This is a genomic window from Bradyrhizobium sp. 1200_D9_N1_1 (assembly GCF_052075915.1).
Lineage (GTDB): Bacteria > Pseudomonadota > Alphaproteobacteria > Rhizobiales > Xanthobacteraceae > Bradyrhizobium > Bradyrhizobium diazoefficiens.
In genome coordinates this window covers 710,023-735,478 of the sequence record NZ_CP197226.1, presented here as the reverse complement: position 1 = coordinate 735,478, position 25,456 = coordinate 710,023, and the positions used below count along the sequence as shown (strand labels likewise).

Here is a 25,456-nt window from a genome sequence, read left to right as displayed (position 1 = left end):
AACAGGAGATTTGGGCCATGAACATCCACCTCACCAAAAGTCAGATCGGGCTGGACGGCGTTCCCGCGGCCGAGACCGTGCTGAGCCATGTCGACGGCGAGCGCGGCGAGCTGATCATCGCCGGCGAGCATGTCGGCCGGCTGGCCGCCAAATCGAGCTTTGAGGGCGTCACCGCCCGGCTCTGGAACGGCGCCAGCAAGACCTCGCTGAGCGAGGCCAATGTGCGGGCGAGCCTGGGCGCCGCACGCGAACGCGCCTTCGCGCGGCTCGCCGAGCTGCTGCCGGCGACGCACGGCATGGGAATCGTCGACGGGTTTCGCGCGGCCGTCGCGGGCCTTCGCGCCGAGCACGGGCTGGAGCATGAGGCGACCATCGTCGGCGCCTTTCCGGTGATATCAGGCGCGCTGGTCCGGCGCGCCAAGGGGCTCGATCCGGTCGCGCCCGATCCAAGCGCGAGCCACGCCGCCGACACGCTGCGCATGCTGCATGGGCGCGCGCCGGCAACGCGCGAGGTCACGGCGCTGGATGCCTATCTCGTCACCGTCTGCGACCACGGCATGAACGCCTCGACCTTCACCACGCGCGTGGTGGCCTCGACCCAGGCCGATCTGTTCGCAGCCGTCACCGCCGGCTATTGCGCACTGACCGGTCCCTTGCATGGCGGCGCACCGGAGCCGGTGCTGGAAATGCTCGATGCGATCGGCTCGCGCGAGCGGATCCAGCCCTGGGTGGATGCCGCGCTCGCACGCGGCGAGCGGATGATGGGTTTTGGTCATCGCGTCTATCGCGTGCGCGATCCGCGCGCCGACGTGCTGAAGACCGCGATCGAGGCCCTGGCCTCCAACGGCGCCGACCTGCCGTTTGCCGGCGAGGTCGAGGCCTATATCCGCGCAGCGCTGCGCAAGAAGAACCCGGACCGGCCGCTGGAGACGAATGTGGAGTTCTTCACCGCGATCCTGCTCGATGCGCTGGCGATTCCAAGGCAGGCGTTCACGCCGATCTTCGCGGTGGCGCGCGCCGCCGGCTGGACCGCGCATGCGCGCGAGCAGCAGCGCACCGGGCGGCTGATCAGGCCGAGCTCGTCTTATGTGGGGGCGGTGCCGGAGGCCTAGGGCCAGTAGCTTTGAACGGAATGATGACGACGGAGTGGTTCACTCCGTCGTCGTCCCGGCGAAGGCCGGGACCCATACCGCGTGATCTATCGATAGTGGGAGGTGGGAGTACCGCGGGAAGACGTCTTCACTGCGAGTCTTCGCCAAACCACTCCCTGGGGTTATGGGTCCCGGCCTTCGCCGGGACGACATCGAGAGTTTGGCTGCGACCGTCAGACTCTCGGAGGACGACGACCGCAAGAGGCCCTACGCCTCCCGCACCACCGTCTTCAGATAATTATACGCCTTGATGATCTCGATCAGGCGGTCTTCGGTCGAGCGGTCGCCGCCGTTGGCGTCGGGGTGGTGCTGCTTCACCAGCGCCTTGTACTTGCTCTTGACGTCGGCGAGCGTGGCACTGGGGCCGAGGCCCATGACCTGGAGCGCCTTGCGCTCGGCGTTCATCACCTTGCGCGTCTCGGCCTTGGGCTGGGCGTCCGGACCCTTCCGCCAGTTGGCGCGGCCATTGATCTCGCTGAACATGCTGAACGGATCGGACGCCATGTCGATATCGGCTTCCGCACCCTTCTTGCCGCCATTGGCGCCCATCTTCCAGGTCGGGCGGTGGCCGGTCAGCGCATCCTTCTGGTAGCGCGCGACGGCGTCGGCATTCATGCCGGAGAAGAAATTGTAGTTCTGGTTGTACTCGCGCACGTGATTGAGGCAGAAGTGCCAGTACTCGCGCTGGTTCTCACGCCCCTTCGGCGCGCGGTGTGCGCCCTTGTTCTGGCATCCGGCCCATTCGCACGCGACCGCGGTGTCGCGCGGCTTCACCTCGGGCTGCTTGCCCCGCGGCTTGACGCGGATGGAGTCGAAGAACTTTGATGAATCGATCGGCATGGCTGACTTTGACTACGCAATGCAAAAACCTTCAAGTCTTGACATTGCAATTAGCTGCGAACCCGGCAAATAACGGAGTGCGACCTCTGCACCTGAATGGCACACACATGGTTATGAGCGACATTATCAGCAACAAGTTGCAGGAAGCTTTCACGCCGGAAAGCCTGCAGGTTGTCGACGAGTCACATCTGCATGAGGGCCATGCCGGCCATCGGCCCAGCGGCGAGACGCACTTTCGCGTTTATATTGTGTCTCAAGCCTTCAAAGGGAAGAGCCGGGTCGATCGCCACCGCATGATAAATGCGGCGCTGGCCGCGGAACTCTCCGGCAGCGTGCACGCGCTCGCCATCCACGCGCAGGCGCCGGGGGAAAATTAGCTCGGTCATTCCGGGGCGGCTCAAAGAGCCGAACCCGGAATCTCGAGATTCCGGGTTCGATGCTTCGCATCGCCCCGGAATGACTGAGGGCTTAGAACGACGTCCCCGCCCTTCTCGGCTTGGCTTCTTCCATCTCGGCCTCGCGCGGCACCGGTGAAATACGGAGCGCGGTGATGCGGTTGCGTTCGCGGCGCAGGACGCGGAAGCGGAAGCCGTGGAACGTGAAGCTCTGGCCGCGATCGGGGATCGAGCGCGCCTCGTGGATGACGAGGCCGGCGACCGTGGTTGCCTCTCCATCGGGCAGATGCCAGTCCATGGCGCGGTTGAGATCGCGGATCGGCACCGAGCCGTCGACCACGACCGAGCCGTCCGGCTGGGCGCGCACGCCGGCGACCACGACGTCGTGCTCGTCGGAGATGTCGCCGACGATCTCTTCCAGAATGTCCTCCAGCGTCACGAGACCTTCGACTTCGCCGTACTCGTCGACGACGAGCGCGAAATGGGTCTTGCGGCGGCGGAACGCCTTGAGCTGCTCGGACACCGGGCGCATCTCCGGCACGAACCAGGGCGGCAGCGCGATGGTGGAGACGTCGATGCGCGAAGTGTCGCCTTCGGAGGCGCGGATCGCGCGCAAGAGATCCTTGGCGTGGAGCACGCCGATGATGTTTTCCGGCTTCTCGCGCCAGAGCGGAATGCGGGTGTATTCGGTCGCCAGCACCTCGCGCAGCAGCTCCTCCGGCGGCAGGTCGGCGTTGATCATCATCATCTCGGTGCGATGGATCATGACGTCGGAAACCTGGAGCTCGCGCAGGTCGAGCAGGCCGCCGAGCATGTCGCGGTCCTGCTTCTCGAACTTGCCCTCGTGATGCAACAGGTCGACCGCGCCGCGCAGGCGCTCGGTCGGCGACAGGATGGCTTGGTGCTCGCCGGCAAGGCCGAACAGGCGCATCAAGAGGCGCACGATGACTTCGACGATCTTGAGGAGCGGCCCCAGCACATACATGGTCAGCCGCATCGGGCGCGCGACCGCAAGCGCCATGCGGTCGGGCGCGTTGATGGCGATGGTCTTGGGCAGCACCTCGGCGAAGATCACCACCAGCGCGGTCATCACGCCGGTGGCGTAGAGCACGCCGACATCGCCGAACCAGGACGTGAAGATGGCGGTGGCGAGCGCGGAGGCGCCGATATTGGCGATGTTGTTGCCGAGCAGCAGAGCACCGATCAGGCGCTCGCGCATGTCGAGCAATTGGGATACGACGTCGGCGTCGTGATTACCCTGCTTGGAGAGCCGCAGCATGCTGGCGCGCGAGGCGCCGGTCAGCGCGGTCTCGCTCGCCGCGAAGAACGCCGAGACCAGGAGGCAGAGGACGACGATGGTGAATCCGAGCCAGTCCATGCACCACTCGAGTTTCTTGTCTTGACGCGTTTTCCTTGCGCGAACCGGTCCCCACTTCGCTCGAAAACGCTTTCACGAAATTCAGCCGCGCATCAGGCCTTCTGCGCGAGCTTCTCTTTCAGGAAGTCGCGCACCGGGGCCGGCTCGACGTCCTTTGCGATCACGGCGCGCCCGACCGCCTCCAGCAGGATGAAGGTGAGCTTGCCGCGCTTGACCTTCTTGTCCTGCGCCATCAGGGCCATCAGCGCGTCGGCATCGGCAAGCCCTTCCTGCGAAAAGCCCGCGATGTCCTGCAAGCGGGTCGGCAGGCCGGCCTCGATGAGATGCCGCTCGACGCGCGCCGCGTCGGCCTCGCCGATCATGCCGAGCTTGGCCGAGAACTGCGCCGCTAGCGTCATGCCGATCGCGACGCCCTCGCCGTGGAACAGACGGTCGGAGAAGCCGGTCGCAGCTTCCAGCGCGTGACCAAAGGTGTGGCCGAGATTGAGCAGCGCGCGTTCGCCGGTTTCGCGCTCGTCGCGCGAGACGATTCCGGCCTTGGCACGGCAGGAGGTGGCGATCGCGTGCTCGCGCGCTGATCCGCCCTTGAAGATGTCGGAATGGTTCTTTTCCAGCCAGGTGAAGAAGGCCTCATCGCCGAGCACGCCGTATTTGGCGACCTCGGCATAGCCGGCGTGGAACTGGCGCGGCGACAGCGTGTCGAGCACGGCGGTGTCGGCGATGACCAGCACCGGCTGGTGGAAGGCGCCGAGCAGATTCTTGCCCTGCGGCGAGTTGATGCCGGTCTTGCCGCCGACGCTGGAATCGACCTGCGCCAGCAGCGAGGTCGGCACCTGCACGAAATCGACGCCGCGGCGCAGGATCGCGGCGGCAAAGCCGGCGAGATCGCCGACCACACCGCCGCCGAGCGCGATGACGAGATCGTTGCGCTCGATCTTCGCGGCGATCAGGGCTTCGCTGACCTTTTCCAGGCCGGCATAGGTCTTGGAGATCTCGCCTTCCTCGACGACGATGCGCGACGTCGGGATGCCGGCGGCCGCGAGCGATGCTTCGGTCGGCTCGAGCCAGTGCTTTGCAACGGTACGGTCGGTGACAACAGCCGTGCGCACGCCGGGGCGCAGCGCTGCGACCCGTTCGCCGAGCGAGGCCAGCACGCCGCGGCCGATGACGATGTCATAGGCGCGATCGCCGAGCGCGACGTCGACGTTGACGGGATCGGAATGCTTCAACGGCGCAGTCATCGTACGGCACTCGCAACGTCGGCAGGTGGTTGGGCGGCCTGTTCGCCGCAGAGATGGGCGCGCAGCGTCTCGATACACTCCTCGACGATCTTGTCGTGCGGCACGTCGCGCGAGGCGATGGTGAGGTCGGCATGGCTGTAGACCGGCTCGCGCTCGGTGAGCAGGCGCGTCACGGTTCCCTCGGGGTCGGCGGTCTGGAGCAACGGGCGGTCGGCGCGGCGGCGGACGCGGCGCATGATGACGTCGTGGTCGGCCTTGAGCCAGATCGAGACCGCCTTGGCCGCGATGCGCGCACGCGTCTCCTCGCGCATGAAGGCGCCGCCGCCGGTCGCCAGCACCACCGGGCCGCCGTCGAGCAGGCGCGCGATCACGCGGGCCTCGCCGTCGCGGAAATGGCCCTCGCCATGGCGCTCGAAAATCTCCGGTATGGTCATGCCGGCCGCCGCCTCGATCTCGGTGTCCGCGTCGACGAAGGGCAGCTTGAGCCGGGCCGCCATGCGGCGGCCGATGGTGGATTTACCCACCCCCATCATGCCGACGAGCACGATCGAGCGCGCCCCGAGCGCCGACAGGATGTCGGCCTCAGGCGATGCTTGTATCGGCAACGCGGCGTCGGACATGGGTCTCGCTCTGGATCTCGCTCTGGGTCTCGCTCGATCTGCCGCCAAAAGCGGCCTGCTTTGGCCACCTATACGACCCCAAAGGGGGCCTCGCCAGAGGACTCTTGCCACGAAACGGCGAACATGTTGGATGATTTCATTGGTTAATTTGCCTGCCAAGTCCCCTACAGAGACCCCAGACCGATGCCCAGCCTGTTCCGCTTCCTGACGGTCGTCGCCGTGATCGCCGGCATCGTCTATGGCGTGATTTTCGCGCTGGCGAACTTCGTCAATCCGAAGCCGCGGGAAATGTCGGTGACGATCCCGCCGGATAAGTTTCTCAAGAAATAGGGGTTAGCCTCCAGGGCATGCGTGCAAAGCCCTCAGACGCCAAGCTCACCGGCCTGTTCCTCGACATGCTCGCGGCGGAACAGGGCGCCGGCCCCAATACGCTCGATGCCTACCGCCGCGACCTCACGGACTTCTCCGAGTTTCTGGGCCGCGTCGGCCACAGTTTTGCGGACGCCGAAACTCAAACGCTGCGCGACTATCTCGCCGATCTCGACACGCGTGGCTTCAAATCCACCAGCGTCGCGCGGCGGCTGTCGGCGATGCGGCATCTCTACCGCTTCCTGCTGAACGAGCGGATTCGCGGCGACGATCCCGCCGCGATCCTGTCCGGCCCGAAACGCGGCCGCGGCCTGCCAAAGGTGCTGTCGATCGCGGATGTCGACCGCATGCTCCGCCGCGCCAGGGAATTGAGCGAGGCGGAGGATGCCTCGCCCTCGAAGCGGCTGCGCGCCTTGCGGCTCTATTGCCTGCTCGAGGTGCTGTACGCCACGGGCCTGCGCGTCTCCGAGCTGGTGGCGCTGCCGCGCACGGCGGCCAAGCGCGACGCCCGCATGATCGTGGTGCGCGGCAAGGGCAACAAGGAGCGACTGGTGCCGCTGAACGAGGCCTCGCGGCAGGCGATGGCGGATTATCTCGCCGCGACCGAAGCCGCGAAATCCGACAAGAAGACCGGCGTTGCCGCCTCGAAATGGCTATTCCCCTCCTTCGGCGAGAGCGGGCACCTGACCCGGCAGCATTTCGCCCGCGACCTCAAGGAGCTCGCGGTCGCCTCCGGGCTTCAGGCCCGGCTGGTCTCCCCGCACGTGCTGCGCCACGCCTTTGCCAGCCACCTCCTGCACAACGGCGCTGACTTACGCATCGTGCAGACCCTGCTCGGCCACACCGACATCTCGACCACCCAGATCTACACCCATGTGGTCGAGGAGCGGCTGAAGAGCCTGGTGCGCGACCTGCACCCGCTGGCGGAGAAGTAGGCCTGCCGCAGCCGAAACCGCCTTGACTTCGGCCACATCTCCGCAGAAAGAGCCGTGGCCTCACGATTGAATTGGCGGGCTGCCCAGAAGCCCACAAGCCAACTCATTGAAGAGGCTACACTTCTTTCCGCAGGTCCGAAATCGCTTCGCCGCCTCGCCCCGTCCTCCCTATATTGAGTTGATGCAAGACCAGATGCGCAGCTATCTCGACTTCGAAAAGCCCGTCGCCGAGCTCGACTCCAAGGTCGACGAGCTGCGGACGCTCGCGGCCTCCGGGACCGACATCACCGACGAGATCGGGCGGATCGAGGACAAGGCGGCGCAGGCGCTGGCCGACCTCTATACGAACCTGTCGCCGTGGCAGAAGACGCTGGTCGCGCGCCATCCGCAGCGGCCGCATTTCAACGACTTCATCAAGGGCCTGATCACCGAATTCACCCCGCTCGCCGGCGACCGCAAGTTCGGCGAGGACGAGGCCCTGGTCGCCGGCTTCGGCCGCTTCCGCGGTGAGCCGATCTGCGTGATGGGCCAGGAAAAGGGCGATTCCACCGAGAGCCGCATCCGGCACAATTTCGGCATGGCGCGGCCCGAGGGCTATCGCAAATGCGTGCGGCTGATGGAGATGGCCGAGCGATTCGGCCTGCCGGTGCTGTCGCTCGCCGATTCCGCCGGCGCCTATCCCGGCATCGGCGCCGAAGAGCGCGGCCAGGCCGAGGCGATCGCGCGCTCGACCGATGCGTGCCTGTCGCTGGGCGTGCCGAACGTCGCCATCATCACCGGTGAAGGCATGTCGGGCGGCGCCATCGCGATCACCACCGCCAACCGGGTGCTGATGCTGGAGCACGCGATCTACAGCGTGATCTCGCCGGAGGCCGCCTCCTCCATCCTCTGGCGCGACGGCACCAAGGCGCAGGAAGCCGCCAACAACATGAAGATCACCGCCCAGGACATGCTCCGCTTCGGGGTGATCGACAGCATTTTGAAGGAGCCGGTCGGCGGCGCCCACCGCGACCCCGCCGCCATGATCGCCACCACGGGCGAGGCCATCGCCAAGGCGTTTGACGAGCTCCGCGGCCTCGACGGCGACGCCATCCGCAAGCAGCGTCGGCAGAAATTCCTCGATATCGGCCGGAAACTGGGCTGATTCGGGCGGCCTCGACGTCGTCATTCCGGGGCGATGCGAAGCAGCGAACCCGGAATCTCGAGATTCCGGGTCCGCCCTTCGGGCGCCCCGGAATGACGGTTGGAGCCCGGTAACCCCGCATTAACCCTTTTTTTGCCCAAATCGGCGATCTGAGTCCCAATTGGGCCGGAAGGCCCAAGTAAGGCCCAAAGTCGCGTCCATTTAGTCTCTGTTGACCATGCTACTGGGCCAACGGGCTCGTGATCCCCGCTCGGGTTGCGACCACATGACCCAGAGGTTAGAATTTTAATCAATGGCTTCAGGGCATAAGCGCTGGAGCGTGGTTTGAAAAAGCCCGTCACGACGGGTCCGGATCTCCGGTCGGATCATGCTCCAAAGAATTGGGGTTCGCGCTCTCTGCCCGGCACGGTGTGGGGTCCATCTTGATTTCTCGTTCGCTTGCTCGCGCGCTCTTGGCTTCGGTTGCGCTGCTGACGGCCAGTGTCCTGCTGGCCGGCTGCGACACCGACCAGGTTTCGCTCGCGACCAACGCCAAGGCCAACCAGCCGGTGCCGCCAAAGCTTCTCGCCGCGATGGTCGAGAAGGACATGGATCTGCAGTCCCCGATCCTGGTCCGCCTGTTCAAGCAGGAAGCCGAGCTCGAAGTCTGGAAGCAGACCCGCAACGGCCAGTTCGCGCTGCTCAAGACCTATCCGATCTGCCGCTGGTCGGGCGATCTGGGTCCGAAGGTGCGCGAAGGTGACCGCCAGGCGCCGGAAGGATTCTACTCGATCAATCCGGGCCAGATGAATCCGCAGTCGGCCTATTACCTCTCGTTCAACACGGGCTATCCGAACGCGTTCGACAAGGCTTTGGGCCGTACCGGCTCGCAGCTGATGGTGCATGGCGATTGTTCTTCGCGCGGCTGTTACGCCATGACGGACGAGCAGATCGCGGAGATCTATTCGCTCGGCCGCGAGTCCTTCTTCGGCGGCCAGAAGGCGTTCCAGCTGCAGGCCTATCCGTTCAAGATGACGCCGGTGAACATGGCCAAGCACCGGAACAATCCGAACATGCCGTTCTGGAAGATGATCAAGGAAGGCTATGATCATTTCGAGGTGACGCGGCAGGAGCCGAAGGTCGATTTCTGCGAGAAGAAGTACGTCTTCGACGCGGCGAAGACGCCCGATGCCAAGCGCGATCCGGTGTTCGACGCCTCGGCAAAGTGCCCGGCCTATGTGATCCCCGAGGACATCGCGAGCGCCGTGCGCGAGAAGGACGCGCGCGACCAGGCCGAGTACGCCAAGCTCGTCGCCAAGGGCACGCCGGTGGCGCGCATGAACACCGGCATCGACGGCGGCATGAACAAGATCTTCGCCGCCAAGATTCCGGAAGGCTCGACCGGCCTGTCGGAGGGCGCCGAAGGCACCACGCTGCAGATGCTGGCAATGGCGAAGGCGCCGGGCACGATCCCCGGCCACGTCAATCCGCCGAAGCCGAATTTCGACGCGGCCGCTCCCTCGCCGCAGGAAGAGCCGGTCGTCGCCGTCAGCGCGCCCGCGACCAGCACCCGCGTCGCGGCCGCAGCGCCCGCCGAGAAATCCCAAGAGAAATCGCAGGGCGGCGGCTTCTTCTCCAACCTCGGCCGCAAGATGGGCCTCGGCACCGCCGACACGACGGCGACCGCTTCGGCTCCGCCGGCGACCGCCTCCGTGGCCCCGGCCACAACGTCCACGACGCCGCCGACGGCAGCGTCCAGGCTGAAGGCCGCAGTCACCCGGTTCGTGCCGGGACATGACAAGTCCAAGGATGCAGCGAAGGACGCGCCGAAGCCGGCTGTGGCCGCCGCCAAGCCGGCAGAGCCGGTGAAGCCCGACACGCGCCTCGCCGCAACGCGTCCTGCGCTGAAGCCGTCGGTGTCGGATGGTGCGGGTGACAGCGGCCAGATGGCAGGCGCGGCACCGGTCGTGTCGTCGAACTCGTTCGACAGCCGGTTTGGGGCGGTGAAGTAAGCGCGCGGCCTCTCCGCGCGTTCTCTCCGGTCTATTCCAGCCTGACGCCGTCATTCCCCGCGAAGGCGGGGAATCCAGCATTCCAGAGGCACCAATTAGCGATCGAGAAGCCGCGGCGTACTGGATGCTCCGCCTTCGCGGGGCATGACAGGTGAGGTGGGACGAGAGTACCGCGCCTCACTCGCAGGTGAGCAGCGCTACCTTACGGCGCCAGATACCGCAGCAGTTCCGGATTGCCCCTCACCTCGCCCGCCTCGCCCTGCAGCGCGACCCTTCCGCGGTCAAGCACGTAGGCGTAGTCGGCGACGCGCAGCGCGAGGTCGAGGTGCTGCTCGACGATGATGACGGCGATCTCTTTCGCGAGCTCGATCAGGCGCTCGGTGATCTCCTCGATGACGCCGATCCAGACGCCTTCGGTGGGCTCGTCGAGCAGCAGCAGTTTTGGATCCCCTAACATGGCACGGCCGATGGCGAGCATCTTGCGCTCGCCGCCGGAGAGCGTGCCGGCGGGCTGGTCGAGGCGCTGGCCGAGCTTCGGGAAGATGCTCAGCACGTGATCGACTGCGTCGGCCTTGCTGCTCGCGAGCGAGCCGACCGCGAGATTGTCGCGCACCGACAGGCGCGCGAACACCGAATGCTCCTGCGGGACGTAGCCGATGCCGGCGCGCACGCGTTCCTGGGTCGCGCGGCGGCTGATGTCGCGGCCGTCGAAGGCAACCTCGCCCTTCCACGCCGGCAGCTCGCCGACGATGGTCTTCATCAGCGTGGTCTTGCCGGCGCCGTTGCGCCCGAGCACGGCGACGCCGCCGCGCCAGGGGATGCCGAGGTTGACGTCGAACAGGACCTGGCTGCGGCCATAGCCGGCGTCGAGATGCTTGATGTCCAAAAATTCAGGCACGGCGCAGATAGATCTCCTGGACGGATTTGTTGGCCTGGATCTCGGACACGGTGCCTGACGCCAGCACCTTGCCCTGGTCGAGCACGGTCAGGCGATCGCAGATGTCGCGGATGAAATCGAGATCGTGCTCGACGATGACGAGCGAGCAATGTTTCTTGATCGGCTGGAGCAATTCGCCGGTGACGCGGCGCTCCTCGAGGCTCATGCCGCCGGTCGGCTCGTCCAGCAGCAGAAGCTTTGGTTTTCCGGCAAGCGCCATCGCGATCTCCAGCCATTGCTGCTGGCCGTGCGACAGCGCCGCCGCCGCGTCGAAGGCGCGGTCGGCGAGGCGGAACTGCGTCAGCATGGTCATGACCTGGTCGTGCAGCGCGCCGCGCGTGCGCGAGAACACGAGGTCGAGCAGCGAGGATTGCGCCTGGAGCGCGAGCAGGATGTTGTCGTACAGCGTCAGCGTCGGCAGCACGCTCGTGATCTGGAATTTCAGGCTCATGCCGGCGCGGGCGCGCTCGGTCGGCGTGAACGCGGTGATGTCGGTGTTGACAAAACTCACCTTGCCCTGCGTCGGCACCTCGGCGCCGGCAATGCACTTCATCAGCGTGCTCTTGCCGGAGCCGTTCGGGCCGATCAGGCCGTGAAACTCGTTCTCGCCGACGGTGAGGGCTGCGCCGTCGAGCGCGGTGAGCTTGCCGAAGATCTTCTTGATGCCGGCGGCCTCAAGGAGCGGCATTGCGCTTCTCCTTTGGGTTCGCACCGAAGCTGCCGACACGCTCGCGCTCGCCCAGCACGAAGCTGATCAGGCCGAGCGGCCGGAACAGGATCACGAGCAGCAGCAGCAAGCCCAGGATGATAGGCCAGATGTCACGATAATTGTCGGACAGCCAGAAGCTGACGCCTTCGACGATGATCGCGCCGATGACCGCGCCGATCAGCGTGCCGGAGCCGCCGAACAGCACATAGAGCACCACCTGTGTCGAGACGACGACGCCGACCATGTTGGGCCAGACGAAACCTTCGTGGAAGGCATAGAGGCTGCCGGCAAGGCCGGCGACGCCGCCGCCGATGGTGAAGATGATCGCTTTCAGATGCTGCGCCTTGTAGCCGAAGAAGGCGATACGCTGCTCGTTCTCGCGCAGCCCCGCCAGCGCGAGGCCAAACTGCGAGCGCACCAGGAAGCGGCAGAGCAGGTAGACTACGACGAGGATGCCGAGCACGAGATAGTAGAAGGCGGGCCCTTCCGAGAATTCGTAACCACCGAGCGTCATCGGCGCGATCGAGGGAATACCGTTCTGGCCGCCGAGATAGTACCAGCCGCGCGCGAGGCGGTCGGCGGCGTAGGAGCCGGTGAGCGTGCCCAGCGATACGAAGATCACGCTGGAGGGATGCCGTCCCAGCAGCAGGAAGCCGCCGAGCAGCAGCGCGAAGGTGAGGCCGATGATGGTGCCCGCGGGGAGCACCAGGAAGATGTTGGTGATGTCGAGGTCGCGCGCGAGCAGCGCCACGCCATACCCGGCCGAGCCGAAGAACAGGGCCTGGCCAAAGCTCATGATGCCGGCATAGCCCCAGACCAGATCGAACGACAGGGCGAACAGCGCGAGGATGATCACGCGCGTCGCGAACACCGTGAGATAGTCCTGCAGCACCAGCGGCGCGAGCAGCGCGGCGACGAGCACCACGCCCTCCACGATCGGCAGGACTCTTCGTCCCGCCGCGACCTGTCCCGCCGCTTCGCGTTCAGCCATCGCATCGTCCGCTTCGTCGCCGGCGATGGCTTCCCTTACCACACTCATCGACTTCGGCATTCCGCCTCAGCATTCCTTGGGATCGACGAGCCCGTCGCTGCGTCCGACGATCTCGTAGTTTCCGCCCTTGGCGACCGCGGTGTACATCTTCATCTTGCAGTGCCGCTTGCCCGGCACCATTTCGGCAGGTCCGCCGGGACCTTCGGCGATCTTGGCGTGGTCGAGCGCGGCGGCGACCGACTCGCGGTCGAGCTTGCCCGCTTCTTTCACCGCCGCTTCCCACAGCTTGAGGCCGCGATAGGTGCCGGTGGCGGCGCTGCCGGCGGCGAACAGGAAGTTGCCCGGAAAATCCTTCTCGTAGGCCGCCTGGATTTTTGCGTCGAACGGGTTCTCCTTGGTCAGCACCTTGAAATAGTCGAGACAGCTCGCGAGGCCCTCGATCTCGCTCGCCTGATTGATGTTGAGCGTGTTCTCGTCATAGTAGACGCAGGCGAGACGGCCGCCGTTCTTGAGGAAGCCCGCTTCGTAGAGCTGCTTGAAGAACGGGCCGACGCCGGGCGGAATGACGGTGTTGAAGACGACGTCGACCTTGTTGGAGATGATGCGGTTGACGGTCGAGGAGAAGTCGACCTGGTCGAGTGGATAGTACTCCTCGAACACGACCTCACCGCCGTTGGATTCGATCACCTTGCGGGCATAGACGTTGAGCGTATGCGGCCAGACATAGTTGGCGCTCGGCAGCGCGAATTTCTTGCCGCCGTTCTTGATCAGCCAGGGTATGAACTCGTCGCATTGCTGCGCCGGCGTCGGGCCGGTGCAGAACAGATAGGGCGTGCACTCCTTGCCTTCGTAGAGCTGCGGATAGATGTAGAGCGTCTTGCCGCGCGCCACGATCGGGTCCTTGATCGCGTTGCGCATCGAGGAGGTGATGCCGCCCAGCACCATGTCGACCTTGTCGCGCTGGATCAGCTTGCGCACGTTGCCGACCGCGACGGATTCGTTCGACGCGGTGTCCTCGATATAGAGCTCGAGCGGACGGCCGAGCATGCCGCCGGCGGCGTTGATCTCCTTGATCACCATTTTTGCGACGTTGGCGTCGGCATTGCCGGCGTACGCAATTGGGCCCGTTAGATCTGTGGCGATGCCGACCTTGATCGGGGCTTCGGCCGCATTGGCCCAGGGGGCCGGGATTACCCAGCTGCCGACGCCGGTCGCGACCGCGCCCGACGCAAAGGCGAAATTGGAGAGGAAGCGGCGGCGTGAGAGCTGCGTACGATCGAACATATGACTAAACCCCTTTGCCAGCGATGAGGCCCTGCGGCCGGAATTTGATGAAGATAATGGCGAGCACAAAGACGAGGACGTCGGCGACGACGGGCGCCATCACCCAGGGCAGCGCGGCACTCAGCGTGCCGATGACGCCGGCACCCGCCACCGGCCCGATGAAGGAGCCGACGCCGCCGACCATGACCGCGACAAAGCCCTGGATCAGGAAGCGCAGGCCGAGATCGGCGAACAGGCTGAAGACAGGCACGATCAGCGCGCCGGCAAGGCCGGCGAGCGCCGCGCCGAAGGCAAAGGTGGCGCCATAGATCAGCGGCGTGGAGATGCCGGAGGCGCGCGCCAGCGAGGGATTTTCCAGCGTGGCGCGGACGCGCAGGCCGAAGCTCGTGCGAGAGAGCAGGAGATAGCAGCCACCCATCACCAGCAGCGTGATGACGATGATGGTGAAGCGCCATGCCGAGATGTGCATCGCGCCGATGTCGATCGAGCCGCCGATCGGCTCGGGCACGGTGAGATAGAAGCCGCCGATCAGGCCGCGCACGGATTCGCGGATGATCAGGCCGAGCGCATAGGTGCCGAGCATCGCCACGATCGGCGCGGCGTAGAAGCGGCGGATGATCAGCGCCTCCAGCACAAAGCCGAGCGCGCCGACCACGAAGGGCGCCGCGACCATGCCGGCCCAGATCGGCAGGCCCCCGGCGTAGGCGAGATAGGTGATGTAGGCCCCGAGCAGGACGAACTCTCCTTGCGCGAAGTTGAAGATGCCCATCATGCTGGCGATGATCCCGAGCCCCAGCACGATCAGGACGATGATCGCGCCAAAGCTCAGGATCTCGAACGCCGCGACGAACGCGTTAGCCATTTGGTGCTGTTCCGTCCGTCTGCATCGACGCCTCGCTCACATCTTCTTCCAGTCGCCGATCTGCTCGAAGGCGTGCGCGGCGCGATAGATGGTCGATTCCTCGAACATGCGGCCGACCAGCATCAGGCCGACGGGCAGGCCGTCGACCATGCCGCAGGGCAGCGACATCGCGGGGTGATGGGTGATGTCGAACGGCGCGGTGTTGCCGATCATCTCCAGCGCACGGGCGACGTAGTCCTCGCGGCTGGCCGTGGGCTCCGGCAGCTTGGTTGCCTTCATCGGCGTCGTCGGCAGCAAAAGCAGATCGTAATCCCCAAACGCCTTGTCGTAGGCGGCGGTCAGCCTGCGGGAGATATTGAGCGCCTTGCCGTAGAAGCGTGGACCGAAATTGTTGTTGATGTAGGTGCCGAGCATCATGAACAGCTTCGTGGTCTCGGACAGCGAGTCGGCCTGCCGGCGCCAGCCGCGATGAAAATCCATCAGCGAGGTCGAATAGAGATCGCCGCGGCTGAGGCCGTAGCCGTCGCCGAACATCATGGTCTGGGTCAGGCCTTCGGTGCCGATCGGGGTCCAGATCGCGCCGCCCAGGAGATGCATCGGGATTGAGACCGTCTCTACGGTGGCGCCAAGATCCTTGAAGCGCTTTGCCGCCTCGCGCACGCTTTCATTCACCGCGGCTTCTGCGACCGGCTGCTCAAAGCCTTCCTTGAGAATGCCGATCTTCATGCCCTTGACGCCCTGGCCGAGCGCCTTGGTGTATTCCTCGACCTTCGGAGCCTTGATGCGCGGATCGTAGCCGTCATCGCCGGCGAGCACTTCAAGCAGCAGCGCGTTGTCAGCGACGGTCGCGGTCATCGGACCGGTATGGTCGACATAGATCTCGATCGGCATGATCCCGGTGTAAGGCACGAGGCCCCAGGTCGGCTTCATGCCGTAAATGCCGCAGAACGAGGACGGCATGCGGATCGAGCCGCCCTGATCGCCGCCGATCGCCATGTCGACTTCGCCGAGCGCGACCACGACGCCCGAGCCTGACGACGAGCCACCGGCCGAGTAACCCATCTTGTGCGGATTGTGCACGGGCCCGAAAGAGCCGGTGTGGCTGCCGCCGGACAGGCAGAAATGCTCGCAATGCACCTTGCCCTTGATCTCGGCACCGGCATCCAGCATGCGCGTGACGATGGTGGCGTCGAAATCGGGCACATAGCCTTCCAGCGTCGACGAGCCGTTGGTCATGGGCACGCCGGCCAGCATGATGTTGTCTTTCAGCGCAACGGTTTTGCCCTTGAGCTTGCCGCCGGCGGCGCCTTTCACAGTCGCCTTGCGATACCAGGCATTGCGCGGGTTCTCTTCGGCCGAGGGCCGATAGCCCGGCGTGCGCGGATATTTCACCTCCGGCACTTCGTCCGGCATCGCGGCAACGAGATTGTAGGCTTCAATCGAGCCCTGCATCAGGCCGCGGAACGAGGCGACGTCGTCGTCGGTGAGCGAAAGGCCGCATTGCTCGGCGACACTGCGAAGTTGGGCGGGCGTGGGAAGGACGACTGTCACGGCGCTCTCCTTGAGGTTTCTTGATCCCTGGCTTTGGATGGAGGCCGCTCGCTCGCGCCTGCACGGCGCGGGCCAGCCGGCTTCGCCTCGATATTACAGACGGAAATATTTTCCTTTTCAAGCATTATTTCGAAGCTCGGCCGTGACGGACGAGCGGCCGGATCTCAGAGCGTCTTGATGAGCTTGAAGTCGAGACCGTCCGCTTCGGCAAGATACATCGGCATCTCGGCGCGGCCATCGCGGATGGTGACGGGTCCGCGGCCCGCCGAATAGACGGTGTTGCGCGCGGCCTTGAGCAGCGGGCGAAAGGCCAGCGAGCCGGCGCGGTTGGCCACGGATTCCAGGAACCGCAACCCCTCATAATTCGACTGGCCGACCGAGCCGACCGGCGGCGCGTGCGGGCCGAACATGGCCTGATAGCCACTTAGGAACTCGTCGTTGGCGCGCGAGGCCATGCAGTTGAAATAACCGGAGGCGCAGAACAAATTCTCGGTGTTGTCGGCGCCGATGCCGAGCAGCACGGTCTCGTCCATCGCGCCCGCGAGCCGCAGCGTCGAGGTGGCAAGCCCTGCCTCGGCGAAGGCACGGTTGAAGGTGATGCTGTCGGTGCCGATCAGCGAGATCAGCACCGCGTCCGGCTTGGCAGCGTGGATGCGCGCCAGATGCGCCTCGTGATTGTCCTCGCCGACGGGAACGAACTCCTCGCCGACGACCTGGCCGCCGGCCTCCTTGATGTAGCGCTTCACCGCGCGATGCGACTGCCAGGGCCAGACATAGTCGCTGCCGATCAGATACCAGCGCGCCGCCTTCTTGACGTCGGCCAGCCAGTGGATGGCGGGGCGGCTCTGCCAGCGCGGCGTCTCGCCGATCGCCATCACGCCCGGCGTGCGCTCGCCGCCCTCATAGACCGGCGTGTAGATGTAGGGGATGCGATTGCCGGTGACCTTGCGCAGCGCGACGCGGACCGCGCTGATATGCGAGCCCATGATGAGGTCGACCTCGTCGAAGGCGATCGCCTGCTCGGCGCGCTGCACCACCTCGTCGATCGGGCCGCCGGAATCGTAGATCGACAGCTCCAGCTCGCGGCCCAGAATGCCGCCGCGCTTGTTGATCTCGGCGACCGCCAGCATCGCGCTGTTGGTGGAGGTCGGGCCCCAGATCCCGGGCGAGCCGGTGAAGGTGAGGAAATTGCCGATGCGCAGCTTGTTGCGCGCACCACGGCGCTTCATGAAATGCGCGTCGAGCGGAGACAGGTCGAAGTCGGCCGCCGACGACGACAGATTCCTGAACAGCAAGGACGGCGGCAACGCCGGGCCGCCGTGAGCCGGGAAGTTTACCGTCGCGCGCACGCCAACTCCTGTCTGGCACCAGACCTGAAAGCACATTGAGTAGGCGGCCGCGGCTTCCGCCCTTTTGTTGGGCAATGATCCTATTTTGAAAATATTGAATATTCAAGAATTGAAGTGCATATAGATGCAGCATTGATTGCAAGACATTCACTCATTTGGGTCAAGACGAAGTCTTAGCCGTGGCAAAACCGTCGAAAGAAAACACTCCGATCACCGAACATCTCGCCTACCTGCTCGCGCAAGCCAACCGGGAGATCAACCGGCAGCTGGAACTGCGCTTGAGCAAGGAAGGTGTTCCCGTCGAGCAATGGCGCATCCTGAAAGTGCTGTCGGATGGCAACGGCCATTCGATGGGCGAGCTTGCGGACGCCGTGCTGCTCAACCATCCGACGCTGACCAAGATGATCGACCGCATGGTCTCGGACACGCTGGTCTATCGCGTGCAGGACCCGAACGACCGCCGCAAGGTGCTGATGTTCATCTCCGACCGCGGCAAGGTGCTGTGCAAGAAGCTCAACTCGCTCGCGGTGGACCAGGAGGAGCACATCCTGGAGAGCTACGGCAACAAGTCGACGAGCGAATTGAAGCGGCTGCTGGAGAGCTTGATCGACAGCTCGAATTGAGCGGCGAAGATTGCCGACTCTCATGTAGATCTTTAGGAGAGCGCCACCCTTCAGCGCCACAGTTGGTCTCTCATTCTGGAAAATCGTGCGGCAAGGGTCGCCCATACTCGATCGACCTTGGCCATTCCGCCAGCATTGGCATGTCCCAATCCGCCAGTGTGCGGCACTCCGTAGATCTCCGTGCGGTTGACCAAAGTATGGGACGAGGGGATGCAAGCTTCGTTCAGCTTCAAGTCGGTCATGTTCAAGGCACGCCTAAGTGAGTTGAATGTCTTTGCGCCAAGACAAATCGCCATAATCGGCTGGACAGCCTTTATCTGAGGAAGAGTGTAAGTCTTGGCGCAGTACAGCATGTCTTTCATGGGTACATTGCCTGTCATATGGCCAGGCTTGATGAAGACCAAGACATCGGTGGCATAAGTTTGAGCGAAAGAGATGTTGAAGTGCCTCTGCAGCAACTCCTTTAGTCGGCGGTTTGTCGGCAGATACTCGTCCTGACCCGATTGCTCTCTGCCTTCGATCCGCTCCCGTGTATTGTATCTTGGGTCTATCAGGAACCGCTCTGATGCCCAATCCTGTCCGACAATGATCAGTTGGGCGTTGAGATTGCACGCAGACTTCGTCCATGGAACTACGTATTCGCAATCCCAGCGACCGCTATCGAAACTGTGTAGGTGATGATAAGCGGAATGAGTCTCGCTACGCCGCCTTTCAACTAATGCGGCGAGAGCGGCAGCCTTGTCCACACTCCCTCCAATCTGCAATCTGTGCCAGGGCCCTGGTCTTTGAAAGGCTTTAGTAGTCCAGCGCTACTTCGTCGAGACTTTCGCTACTCTCATCAGAGTCAGCGTCTCCTTCGTAAAGGTCTGCAATGGAGTCTGAGCCGCGATGAAGGAACACCGGAGTGGTTCGCTTTGGTGCACCTTTTGTTACTTGCGGAAGTGAGCCCTTCAGGTCGCCTGACGCCGCTTTCGGCCGGAAGGTGCGCCGGTCCAAGTTTATCCTCCGGGCGTCAAGTACATCATCTCGTAGAAATGCAACGTTCTCCTTTAAAGCTAGTGCGAGAAGTGTGTGTCCGTTTGCATGGCTGATCAATTTCCTGTCCTTGGTCCATCCGCGGCGTACCGCCTCATACAGAAGGAGCCAATTTTCGCCGAATGTCCCTTGGGCACGCAGCACACCTCGCCAGTCCCAGCGAGAGAGCGAGAAGCCAATCAAATTGCGCTCCCAGAGCAATCCGAATAGCGCTATGATGATGGATCCGGGGAAAGCGCTGTCGGTCGGCACGTCCGACGCCTCAAGCTTTATGCGAAGTACGCCGGCTGCGACAAGGCTCCAGGCAACCTCGAAGTTATGCCCCTGAGGAAGGTGGATGGCCAAAATCGAGCGTATCCAACTATGGACCCGAGTCTTAACCTCTTGGTTGGCGCAAAGCCCCTGATTGTTAATTAAAAATCCAACGACATGGCTGATGCATATCGGAAAGTCGCGGGACAGACGAAACATAGAGTCAAGCAAGGTGTGAAAGGTGCCGTCTAGAACTGTCGCCCGACTTAGGCGGCGGCAGGCCCATTGAGCCGGAGTTCCCGCGACTCTCGAAGCAAGCGTTGAGGGCGAGGTCGACGAGATATTCGATATCTCGAAGCTGTTGTTGCGGATCGATCTGAGAGAGTGGAGCTTTATCAAAATCTAGCTTCCACTTCTCACGGAAGATAAGAGGAGAAGTTATTATCTTTGTCTTCTCTTCATTAAGCTGCAGATTGTATCTCCATAGAACCTGCCGGATGGCTCGCAGCGCTTGCCTGGCGTCGGCTTCGTTATCAAATCCGATCGAGAAATCATCCAATAGCCGGAATGCATTAGTTGGCTGCAAATATTTTGACAGGGACTTGTCCGTCTCTACACCTGAGAGAAGAAGCTCGGCCAGCACTCTTGAGGTATCCGGCCCGACCGGTATGCCGAAGGTCTCACGAGACTGGCAGCTCTGTAATGCCTCATCGATCTTGTTCGACCAATGGGCGTTGAGCTTCTTTCGGTTTGTTCTGAGAAGCTCCTTTGCCTTCTCCTTGCCAAGAACAGCCCAAGGAATTGAGTGCGTATAAGCCGTATAGAAGAATCTCGATATGTCCGCCTGGAGGATGAAGGGTTTCTCGGAATGAAGTTTTGCAGCCAACGTCCTTCGCTTTTGAAAATCTAGACCCGCGAAGGCTTTTGCTTGTGCAGCAGCTTCAGAGACGTCGTAAAGCGATGTACCCGACTTCTTGAGAAGGGACCTGATCTCCGCTCGTCTTTCCGTGATCAGAAGTGATACGCCGAGCTGCGCTAGGGGGTGAACCACGGCAAGGGCTCTTCGGCCTGGTACGTTTCGGGGGGCAGAGTATGTATCGTAGCTGGTAGCGAGCTTGATCAGCTTGTCCTTCTCGGCGCGAACCAAAGCATAGTTGCGCCGACAGAATTCGGAATACTCACGGCTAGTAACTGTAGGAGGTAATTCCTCAGGAAGGTACGCGGTGCTAAGCAAACACTGCAGGAAATCTCGCGGCCTAAGCTTGCTCGCCTTCATGGTCGATCCAGCCCCGGTTCGTACAATTTATTGGGGAAGACTAGCCGCTATACAACGAATGCACAGGGCTCTCCAAACCTCAGTCCACAGCAGAGTGGCAACGGAAGTGCCCCTAGTTGGCGCTATGGGAACGAGAGATTTCTCCTGCGCGCTCTCGATAGACTCCGCGGTATGAGTACCGGCCTTCGCCGGGACCCCGATGTGGTGGGAGTCGCGCGCCACACACTCAACTGTCATCGTCCGGCTCGACCGGGCGATCCAGTATTCCTGAAACGGATGTGATTGAGCCGAAAGGCCGCGGCGTACTGGGTCGCCCGGTCAAGCCGGGCGACGACAGCGGAGAATGAGGCGGGTATGTCGCGCCTCACGCGCGCATGACAGCGAGCTAGCGGTTACGCGTACCGCCCGTGGCAGTGCTTGTACTTCTTGCCTGAGCCGCACGGGCAATCCTCGTTGCGGCCGATCTTGCCCCAGGATGCGGGGTTCTTCGGATCGCGCTGGGCGGCGTCGGAGGCCGGCGCGCCGAGCGTGACGCTGGCGAGCGCCATCTCGTCCTCGCCGGTGTTCGGGTCGAACTTGTGCGCTTCCATCGGCGGCAGCACGGGCGCTTCCTGCTCCGGCGGGACGATCTCGACCCGCATCAGCTGCGCGGTGACGGCCTCGCGCAGGTGCGCGCTCATCTCCTGGAAGAGATTGAAGGCCTCGGTCTTGTACTCCTGCAGCGGATCGCGCTGGCCGTAGCCGCGCAGGCCGATGACCTGGCGCAGATGGTCGAGCATGATCAGGTGCTCGCGCCAGAGATGGTCGAGCGTCTGGAGCAGAATGGTCTTCTCGACGTAACGCATCACGTCGGGGCCCCACTGCGCGACCTTGGCGGCCATGTGCTCGTCGGCGCGGTTCTCGATGCGGTTGAGCAACTCCTCGTCGGCGATGCCCTCTTCCTTGGCCCAGTCGTCGACCGGCAGGTCGAGATCGAGCACGCGCTTCAGCTCCTCCTTCAGGCCGGCAACGTCCCACTGCTCGGCATAGGCATGCTCGGGCACGTGCTTGGCGACGAGGTCGTCGATGAAGGCATGGCGCATGTCGGTAACGGTCTCGGCGACGCTGTCGTCCTTCATCAGGTCGACGCGCTGGTCGAAGATCACCTTGCGCTGGTCGTTCTGGACGTTGTCGAACTTGAGCAGGTTCTTGCGGATGTCGAAGTTGCGGGCCTCGACCTTCTGCTGCGCCTTCTCCAGGGCCTTGTTGATCCAGGGATGGATGATGGCCTCGCCCTCTTGCAGGCCGAGACGCTGGAGCATGCTGTCGAGGCGATCCGAGCCGAAGATGCGCATCAGATCGTCTTCCAGCGACAGGAAGAACTTCGAGCGGCCGGGGTCGCCCTGACGGCCGGATCGGCCGCGCAGCTGGTTGTCGATGCGGCGGGATTCGTGACGCTCGGAGCCGATGATGTAGAGACCGCCCGGCTTCGTCACGGTCTTGGCGGGCTTGGAACCCTTCGCCGGCTCGATCTCGACGATCTCCTCGGCCTTCAGCACGATCTCGCGGAAGCGCTCGACGTCGGCCTTGATCTGCTCGATCTTCCTGGCCTTCTCGGCCTCGTCCTCGATGCCCGCAGTTTCCTTCGGGACGCGCATCTCGAGCGAGCCGCCGAGCTTGATGTCGGTGCCGCGGCCGGCCATGTTGGTCGCGATCGTGATCGCGCCGGGCACGCCGGCTTCCGCGACGATATAGGCTTCCTGCTCGTGGAAGCGCGCGTTCAGGACCGCGAACAGCTTCGACGGCTTGCCGGCACGGGCCGCCGCATAGAGCTTGTCGAGCGCGTTCTCCTTGCCGAAATCGATCTGCTTGTAGCCGTTCGACTTGAGGAACTCGGCGAGCACCTCCGACTTCTCGATCGACGCCGTGCCGACCAGCACGGGCTGGAGCCGCGCGTTCGCCCGCTCGATCTCGGCGAGAATGGCGGCGTATTTTTCCTTCTGCGTGCGGTAGACCTCGTCGTCCTCGTCGAGACGCGCGACCGACAGGTTGGTCGGGATCTCCACGACCTCGAGCTTGTAGATGTCGAACAGTTCGTCCGCTTCGGTCGCGGCGGTGCCGGTCATGCCCGCAAGCTTCTCGTACATGCGGAAGTAGTTCTGGAAGGTGATCGAGGCCAGCGTCTGGTTCTCGGGCTGGACCTGGACGTGCTCCTTGGCCTCGAGCGCCTGGTGCAGGCCTTCCGAATAGCGCCGGCCCGGCATCATGCGGCCGGTGAACTCGTCGATGATGACGACCTCGTCGTCGCGGACGATGTAGTCCTTGTCACGGGTGAACAGCGTGTGGGCGCGCAGGGCCTGGTTGATGTGGTGCACGACCGAGACGTTCTCGACGTCGTAGAGCGACTCGCCCTTGAGCTGGCCGGCGTCGCGCAGCAGGGTTTCGATCTTCTCCATGCCGGCTTCGGTGAGCGTCACCGTGCGCTGCTTCTCGTCGACGTCGTAGTCGGTCTTGTCGAGCTTGGGCAGGAAGCCGTCGATGGTGTTGTAGAAGTCGGAGCGGTCGTCGAGCGGGCCGGAGATGATCAGCGGCGTGCGCGCTTCGTCGATCAGGATGGAGTCGACTTCGTCGACGATGGCGAAGAAGTGCGGCCGCTGGACCATGTCCTCGAGCCGGTACTTCATGTTGTCGCGCAGATAGTCGAAGCCGTATTCGTTGTTGGTGCCGTAGGTGATGTCGCAGGCATAGGCCGTCTTGCGCTCGGCATCGTCGAGACCGTGGACGATCACGCCCGTGGTCATGCCGAGGAAGCCGTAGATCTGGCCCATCCAGCCGGAGTCGCGGCGGGCGAGGTAGTCGTTGACGGTGACGACATGGACGCCCTTGCCGGCGAGCGCGTTGAGATAGACCGCAAGCGTCGCCACCAGCGTCTTGCCTTCGCCGGTCTTCATCTCGGCGATGTCGCCCTCGTGCAGCACCATGCCGCCGATCAGCTGGACGTCGAAATGGCGCTGGCCGAGCGTGCGCTTGGCGGCCTCGCGCACGGTCGCGAAGGCCGGCACCAGCAGGTCATCGAGCGTCTTGCCCTCGGCGAGCTGCTTCTTGAAGTCGGCCGTGCGGGCCTTGAGCTCCTCGTCGGAGAGCTTGATGAGCTCGGGCTCCAGCGCGTTGATCGCGTTGACGCGGGACTGATATCCCTTCACCCGCCGGTCGTTGGCGGAGCCGAAAAACTTGCGGGCGAGCGCGCCGATCATGCCTAGTTCCTGTGTTCGCGATTTAACCGCGTTGCAGCCAAGAAGTTGTCCCCCGCCTGCCTATCAACTCACCGTGACGCTGATGGCGCCAGAGCCCGGACTGCGGGGGGTCATCCGCCATATGGGTGGGAATTGGGCAAGTCTGGGTTCAACGGCCAAAAACGCAGCAAAATAAACGCCATCGCCATGGTCGCGACCGGGCAGAGATATGGCCCGGTCAGGGCCTTGTCAACGGCGGGCGCATTGCGGCTAATTCATCATTTTGACAGACTTTTCGCGTTGCCAAGCCCCCCTGAATTGGGCGAGTGTCCGCCCCGCTCGAGCAGCCCCCTGCTTCAACAAAAGGATTTTCCATGACCACCTCGTTCCCGGTAACCAAAACCGGCCTGCGCTTCGGCCTCGCCACCGCCCTCGTGGGCTGCCTTGCGCTGGCGCTGATCGCGGGTCCCGGCCGGGCTGCCGACGATCCGGTCCTGGCGAAGGTCAATGGCGCGGAAATCAAGAAGAGCGACGTCGCCATGGCCGAGGAGGAACTCGGGCCGAGCCTCGCCCAGATGGACCCGGCGACCAAGGACGAGAACGTCCTGTCCTTCCTGATCGACATGAAGATCGTGTCCAAGGCCGCCGAGGACAAGAAGGTCGCCGACAGCGAGGAGTTCAAGAAGCGCCTGGCGTTCGCCCGCAACCGCCTCCTGATGGACAGCCTGCTCGCCAACGAGGGCAAGGCCGCCACCACCCCCGACGCCATGAAGAAGGTCTACGAGGAGGCCTCCAAGCAGATCACCGGCGAGCAGGAGGTGCGCGCCCGCCACATCCTGGTCGAGACCGAGGACGAGGCCAAGGCGGTGAAGGCCGAGTTGGACAAGGGCGCCGATTTCGCCGAACTCGCCAAGAAGAAGTCCAAGGATCCGGGCTCCGCCGACGGCGGCGACCTCGGCTTCTTCACCAAGGAGCAGATGGTGCCGGAATTCTCGGCGGTGGCCTTCGCGCTGGAGCCGGGCAAGATCTCCGACCCCGTGAAGTCGCAGTTCGGCTGGCACATCATCAAGGTCGAGGAAAAGCGCAACCGCAAGGCGCCGGACTTCGAGCAGGTCAAGGCCCAGATCGAGCAATACGTCACCCGCAAGGCCCAGGCCGACTACGTCGCCAAGCTGCGCACGGAAGCCAAGGTCGAGCGGCTGGACCAGCCCGCCGCGGACGCCAAGCCGGCCGACGCGGCCAAGCCTTCCGATGCGAAGCCCTCCGACAGCAAGATGGCGCCCCCTGCGAAGAAGTAAGAATTCGCTGTCA

The 25,456-nt window shown here is 63.8% G+C and carries 23 protein-coding genes; 8 read left to right on the top strand and 15 right to left on the bottom strand.

Annotation, left to right across the window (positions count from 1 at the left end):
- The first annotated feature begins 17 nt into the window (after nucleotides 1-17).
- Complete coding sequence (locus tag AB5K84_RS03440; protein ID WP_011083015.1) at nucleotides 18-1,112, top strand: citrate synthase/methylcitrate synthase; 1,095 nt, start codon at nucleotides 18-20, stop codon at nucleotides 1,110-1,112.
- Between the two features lie 246 nt (nucleotides 1,113-1,358).
- Here the strand turns inward: AB5K84_RS03440 and AB5K84_RS03435 are convergent, their stop codons facing one another.
- Complete coding sequence (locus AB5K84_RS03435; RefSeq protein ID WP_011083016.1) at nucleotides 1,359-1,991, bottom strand: J domain-containing protein; 633 nt, start codon at nucleotides 1,989-1,991, stop codon at nucleotides 1,359-1,361.
- Nucleotides 1,992-2,098: 107 nt separating this feature from the next.
- Here AB5K84_RS03435 and AB5K84_RS03430 point away from each other — a divergent pair, with 107 nt between their 5' ends.
- A complete protein-coding gene (locus tag AB5K84_RS03430) occupies nucleotides 2,099-2,368 on the top strand; it encodes a BolA family protein (protein WP_011083017.1) in 270 nt (89 codons plus the stop codon).
- Nucleotides 2,369-2,459: 91 nt separating this feature from the next.
- Here the strand turns inward: AB5K84_RS03430 and AB5K84_RS03425 are convergent, their stop codons facing one another.
- The 3 genes from AB5K84_RS03425 to AB5K84_RS03415 all read right to left on the bottom strand — a co-directional run bounded on the left by AB5K84_RS03425 (nucleotide 2,460) and on the right by AB5K84_RS03415 (nucleotide 5,625).
- Nucleotides 2,460-3,764, bottom strand: coding sequence for an HlyC/CorC family transporter (locus tag AB5K84_RS03425; RefSeq protein ID WP_011083018.1), 1,305 nt, complete (start codon nucleotides 3,762-3,764; stop codon nucleotides 2,460-2,462).
- 92 nt (nucleotides 3,765-3,856) lie between these two features.
- Nucleotides 3,857-5,005: a 3-dehydroquinate synthase gene (gene aroB / locus AB5K84_RS03420; RefSeq protein WP_011083019.1), complete on the bottom strand. Its 1,149-nt coding sequence runs from the start codon at nucleotides 5,003-5,005 to the stop codon at nucleotides 3,857-3,859.
- Nucleotides 5,002-5,625 carry a shikimate kinase gene (locus AB5K84_RS03415; protein WP_028175815.1) on the bottom strand — a complete coding sequence of 208 codons (624 nt, stop codon included), beginning with the start codon at nucleotides 5,623-5,625 and terminating at the stop codon, nucleotides 5,002-5,004. The genes aroB and AB5K84_RS03415 overlap by 4 nt, the downstream gene beginning before the upstream one ends.
- A 183-nt stretch (nucleotides 5,626-5,808) precedes the next feature.
- Between AB5K84_RS03415 and AB5K84_RS03410 the strand changes: the two genes are divergently transcribed.
- From AB5K84_RS03410 to AB5K84_RS03395, 4 genes are all read left to right on the top strand, one after another.
- Nucleotides 5,809-5,955 (top strand): hypothetical protein, encoded by a 147-nt coding sequence (locus AB5K84_RS03410; protein ID WP_011083021.1) that lies wholly within the window; start codon nucleotides 5,809-5,811, stop codon nucleotides 5,953-5,955.
- Nucleotides 5,956-5,972: 17 nt separating this feature from the next.
- A complete protein-coding gene (xerD, locus tag AB5K84_RS03405; protein ID WP_011083022.1) occupies nucleotides 5,973-6,929 on the top strand; it encodes a site-specific tyrosine recombinase XerD in 957 nt (318 codons plus the stop codon).
- A gap of 181 nt (nucleotides 6,930-7,110) precedes the next feature.
- Entirely contained in the window at nucleotides 7,111-8,073 is a 963-nt protein-coding gene (locus AB5K84_RS03400; RefSeq protein ID WP_011083023.1) for an acetyl-CoA carboxylase carboxyltransferase subunit alpha, read from the top strand.
- Nucleotides 8,074-8,495: 422 nt separating this feature from the next.
- Nucleotides 8,496-10,064: a L,D-transpeptidase family protein gene (locus AB5K84_RS03395; RefSeq protein ID WP_162494184.1), complete on the top strand. Its 1,569-nt coding sequence runs from the start codon at nucleotides 8,496-8,498 to the stop codon at nucleotides 10,062-10,064.
- Nucleotides 10,065-10,266: 202 nt separating this feature from the next.
- Here the strand turns inward: AB5K84_RS03395 and AB5K84_RS03390 are convergent, their stop codons facing one another.
- The 7 genes from AB5K84_RS03390 to AB5K84_RS03360 all read right to left on the bottom strand — a co-directional run bounded on the left by AB5K84_RS03390 (nucleotide 10,267) and on the right by AB5K84_RS03360 (nucleotide 17,747).
- Nucleotides 10,267-10,962 carry a branched-chain amino acid ABC transporter ATP-binding protein gene (locus AB5K84_RS03390; protein WP_011083025.1) on the bottom strand — a complete coding sequence of 232 codons (696 nt, stop codon included), beginning with the start codon at nucleotides 10,960-10,962 and terminating at the stop codon, nucleotides 10,267-10,269.
- Nucleotides 10,955-11,689 (bottom strand): ABC transporter ATP-binding protein, encoded by a 735-nt coding sequence (locus AB5K84_RS03385; RefSeq protein ID WP_038966650.1) that lies wholly within the window; start codon nucleotides 11,687-11,689, stop codon nucleotides 10,955-10,957. Before AB5K84_RS03385 ends, AB5K84_RS03390 begins: the two co-directional genes overlap by 8 nt.
- On the bottom strand, nucleotides 11,676-12,761 hold the full coding sequence (locus tag AB5K84_RS03380; RefSeq protein WP_011083027.1) for a branched-chain amino acid ABC transporter permease: 1,086 nt from the start codon (nucleotides 12,759-12,761) through the stop codon (nucleotides 11,676-11,678). The genes AB5K84_RS03385 and AB5K84_RS03380 overlap by 14 nt, the downstream gene beginning before the upstream one ends.
- A gap of 6 nt (nucleotides 12,762-12,767) precedes the next feature.
- The gene (locus tag AB5K84_RS03375; protein WP_011083028.1) at nucleotides 12,768-13,985 is read right to left on the bottom strand and encodes a substrate-binding protein; all 1,218 of its coding nucleotides are present in this window, start codon (nucleotides 13,983-13,985) and stop codon (nucleotides 12,768-12,770) included.
- A gap of 4 nt (nucleotides 13,986-13,989) precedes the next feature.
- Nucleotides 13,990-14,847, bottom strand: a complete 858-nt coding sequence (locus AB5K84_RS03370; RefSeq protein ID WP_011083029.1) for a branched-chain amino acid ABC transporter permease — start codon at nucleotides 14,845-14,847, stop codon at nucleotides 13,990-13,992.
- A gap of 36 nt (nucleotides 14,848-14,883) precedes the next feature.
- Complete coding sequence (locus AB5K84_RS03365; protein WP_011083030.1) at nucleotides 14,884-16,398, bottom strand: amidase; 1,515 nt, start codon at nucleotides 16,396-16,398, stop codon at nucleotides 14,884-14,886.
- 164 nt (nucleotides 16,399-16,562) lie between these two features.
- Complete coding sequence (locus AB5K84_RS03360) at nucleotides 16,563-17,747, bottom strand: substrate-binding domain-containing protein (RefSeq protein ID WP_038966651.1); 1,185 nt, start codon at nucleotides 17,745-17,747, stop codon at nucleotides 16,563-16,565.
- A 179-nt stretch (nucleotides 17,748-17,926) separates the two neighbouring features.
- Here AB5K84_RS03360 and AB5K84_RS03355 point away from each other — a divergent pair, with 179 nt between their 5' ends.
- Nucleotides 17,927-18,370: a MarR family winged helix-turn-helix transcriptional regulator gene (locus tag AB5K84_RS03355; RefSeq protein ID WP_011083032.1), complete on the top strand. Its 444-nt coding sequence runs from the start codon at nucleotides 17,927-17,929 to the stop codon at nucleotides 18,368-18,370.
- A gap of 50 nt (nucleotides 18,371-18,420) precedes the next feature.
- Here the strand turns inward: AB5K84_RS03355 and AB5K84_RS03350 are convergent, their stop codons facing one another.
- The 4 genes from AB5K84_RS03350 to secA all read right to left on the bottom strand — a co-directional run bounded on the left by AB5K84_RS03350 (nucleotide 18,421) and on the right by secA (nucleotide 24,166).
- Nucleotides 18,421-19,116, bottom strand: coding sequence for a hypothetical protein (locus AB5K84_RS03350; RefSeq protein ID WP_038966652.1), 696 nt, complete (start codon nucleotides 19,114-19,116; stop codon nucleotides 18,421-18,423).
- A 49-nt stretch (nucleotides 19,117-19,165) separates the two neighbouring features.
- Nucleotides 19,166-19,876, bottom strand: coding sequence for a hypothetical protein (locus tag AB5K84_RS03345; RefSeq protein ID WP_038966653.1), 711 nt, complete (start codon nucleotides 19,874-19,876; stop codon nucleotides 19,166-19,168).
- Nucleotides 19,877-19,880: 4 nt separating this feature from the next.
- Nucleotides 19,881-20,933: an RNA-directed DNA polymerase gene (locus AB5K84_RS03340; protein ID WP_011083035.1), complete on the bottom strand. Its 1,053-nt coding sequence runs from the start codon at nucleotides 20,931-20,933 to the stop codon at nucleotides 19,881-19,883.
- A 392-nt stretch (nucleotides 20,934-21,325) separates the two neighbouring features.
- Nucleotides 21,326-24,166: a preprotein translocase subunit SecA gene (gene secA / locus AB5K84_RS03335; protein ID WP_011083036.1), complete on the bottom strand. Its 2,841-nt coding sequence runs from the start codon at nucleotides 24,164-24,166 to the stop codon at nucleotides 21,326-21,328.
- 353 nt (nucleotides 24,167-24,519) lie between these two features.
- Between secA and AB5K84_RS03330 the strand changes: the two genes are divergently transcribed.
- Nucleotides 24,520-25,443 carry a peptidylprolyl isomerase gene (locus tag AB5K84_RS03330; protein ID WP_028175805.1) on the top strand — a complete coding sequence of 308 codons (924 nt, stop codon included), beginning with the start codon at nucleotides 24,520-24,522 and terminating at the stop codon, nucleotides 25,441-25,443.
- The last annotated feature ends 13 nt before the right edge of the window (nucleotides 25,444-25,456 follow it).

What these genes read in the sequence shown, in the direction of transcription:
- AB5K84_RS03415 (WP_028175815.1), bottom strand. Translation starts at nt 5,625, where the DNA reads ATGTCCGACGCCGCGTTGCCGATACAAGCATCGCCTGAGGCCGACATC.
- AB5K84_RS03410 (WP_011083021.1), top strand. Translation starts at nt 5,809, where the DNA reads ATGCCCAGCCTGTTCCGCTTCCTGACGGTCGTCGCCGTGATCGCCGGC.
- AB5K84_RS03385 (WP_038966650.1), bottom strand. Translation starts at nt 11,689, where the DNA reads ATGCCGCTCCTTGAGGCCGCCGGCATCAAGAAGATCTTCGGCAAGCTC.
- AB5K84_RS03345 (WP_038966653.1), bottom strand. Translation starts at nt 19,876, where the DNA reads ATGTTTCGTCTGTCCCGCGACTTTCCGATATGCATCAGCCATGTCGTT.
- AB5K84_RS03330 (WP_028175805.1), top strand. Translation starts at nt 24,520, where the DNA reads ATGACCACCTCGTTCCCGGTAACCAAAACCGGCCTGCGCTTCGGCCTC.
- secA (WP_011083036.1), bottom strand. Translation starts at nt 24,166, where the DNA reads ATGATCGGCGCGCTCGCCCGCAAGTTTTTCGGCTCCGCCAACGACCGG.
- AB5K84_RS03380 (WP_011083027.1), bottom strand. Translation starts at nt 12,761, where the DNA reads ATGCCGAAGTCGATGAGTGTGGTAAGGGAAGCCATCGCCGGCGACGAA.
- xerD (WP_011083022.1), top strand. Translation starts at nt 5,973, where the DNA reads ATGCGTGCAAAGCCCTCAGACGCCAAGCTCACCGGCCTGTTCCTCGAC.
- AB5K84_RS03340 (WP_011083035.1), bottom strand. Translation starts at nt 20,933, where the DNA reads ATGAAGGCGAGCAAGCTTAGGCCGCGAGATTTCCTGCAGTGTTTGCTT.
- AB5K84_RS03425 (WP_011083018.1), bottom strand. Translation starts at nt 3,764, where the DNA reads ATGGACTGGCTCGGATTCACCATCGTCGTCCTCTGCCTCCTGGTCTCG.
- AB5K84_RS03430 (WP_011083017.1), top strand. Translation starts at nt 2,099, where the DNA reads ATGGTTATGAGCGACATTATCAGCAACAAGTTGCAGGAAGCTTTCACG.
- AB5K84_RS03400 (WP_011083023.1), top strand. Translation starts at nt 7,111, where the DNA reads ATGCAAGACCAGATGCGCAGCTATCTCGACTTCGAAAAGCCCGTCGCC.
- AB5K84_RS03440 (WP_011083015.1), top strand. Translation starts at nt 18, where the DNA reads ATGAACATCCACCTCACCAAAAGTCAGATCGGGCTGGACGGCGTTCCC.
- AB5K84_RS03370 (WP_011083029.1), bottom strand. Translation starts at nt 14,847, where the DNA reads ATGGCTAACGCGTTCGTCGCGGCGTTCGAGATCCTGAGCTTTGGCGCG.
- aroB (WP_011083019.1), bottom strand. Translation starts at nt 5,005, where the DNA reads ATGACTGCGCCGTTGAAGCATTCCGATCCCGTCAACGTCGACGTCGCG.
- AB5K84_RS03435 (WP_011083016.1), bottom strand. Translation starts at nt 1,991, where the DNA reads ATGCCGATCGATTCATCAAAGTTCTTCGACTCCATCCGCGTCAAGCCG.
- AB5K84_RS03375 (WP_011083028.1), bottom strand. Translation starts at nt 13,985, where the DNA reads ATGTTCGATCGTACGCAGCTCTCACGCCGCCGCTTCCTCTCCAATTTC.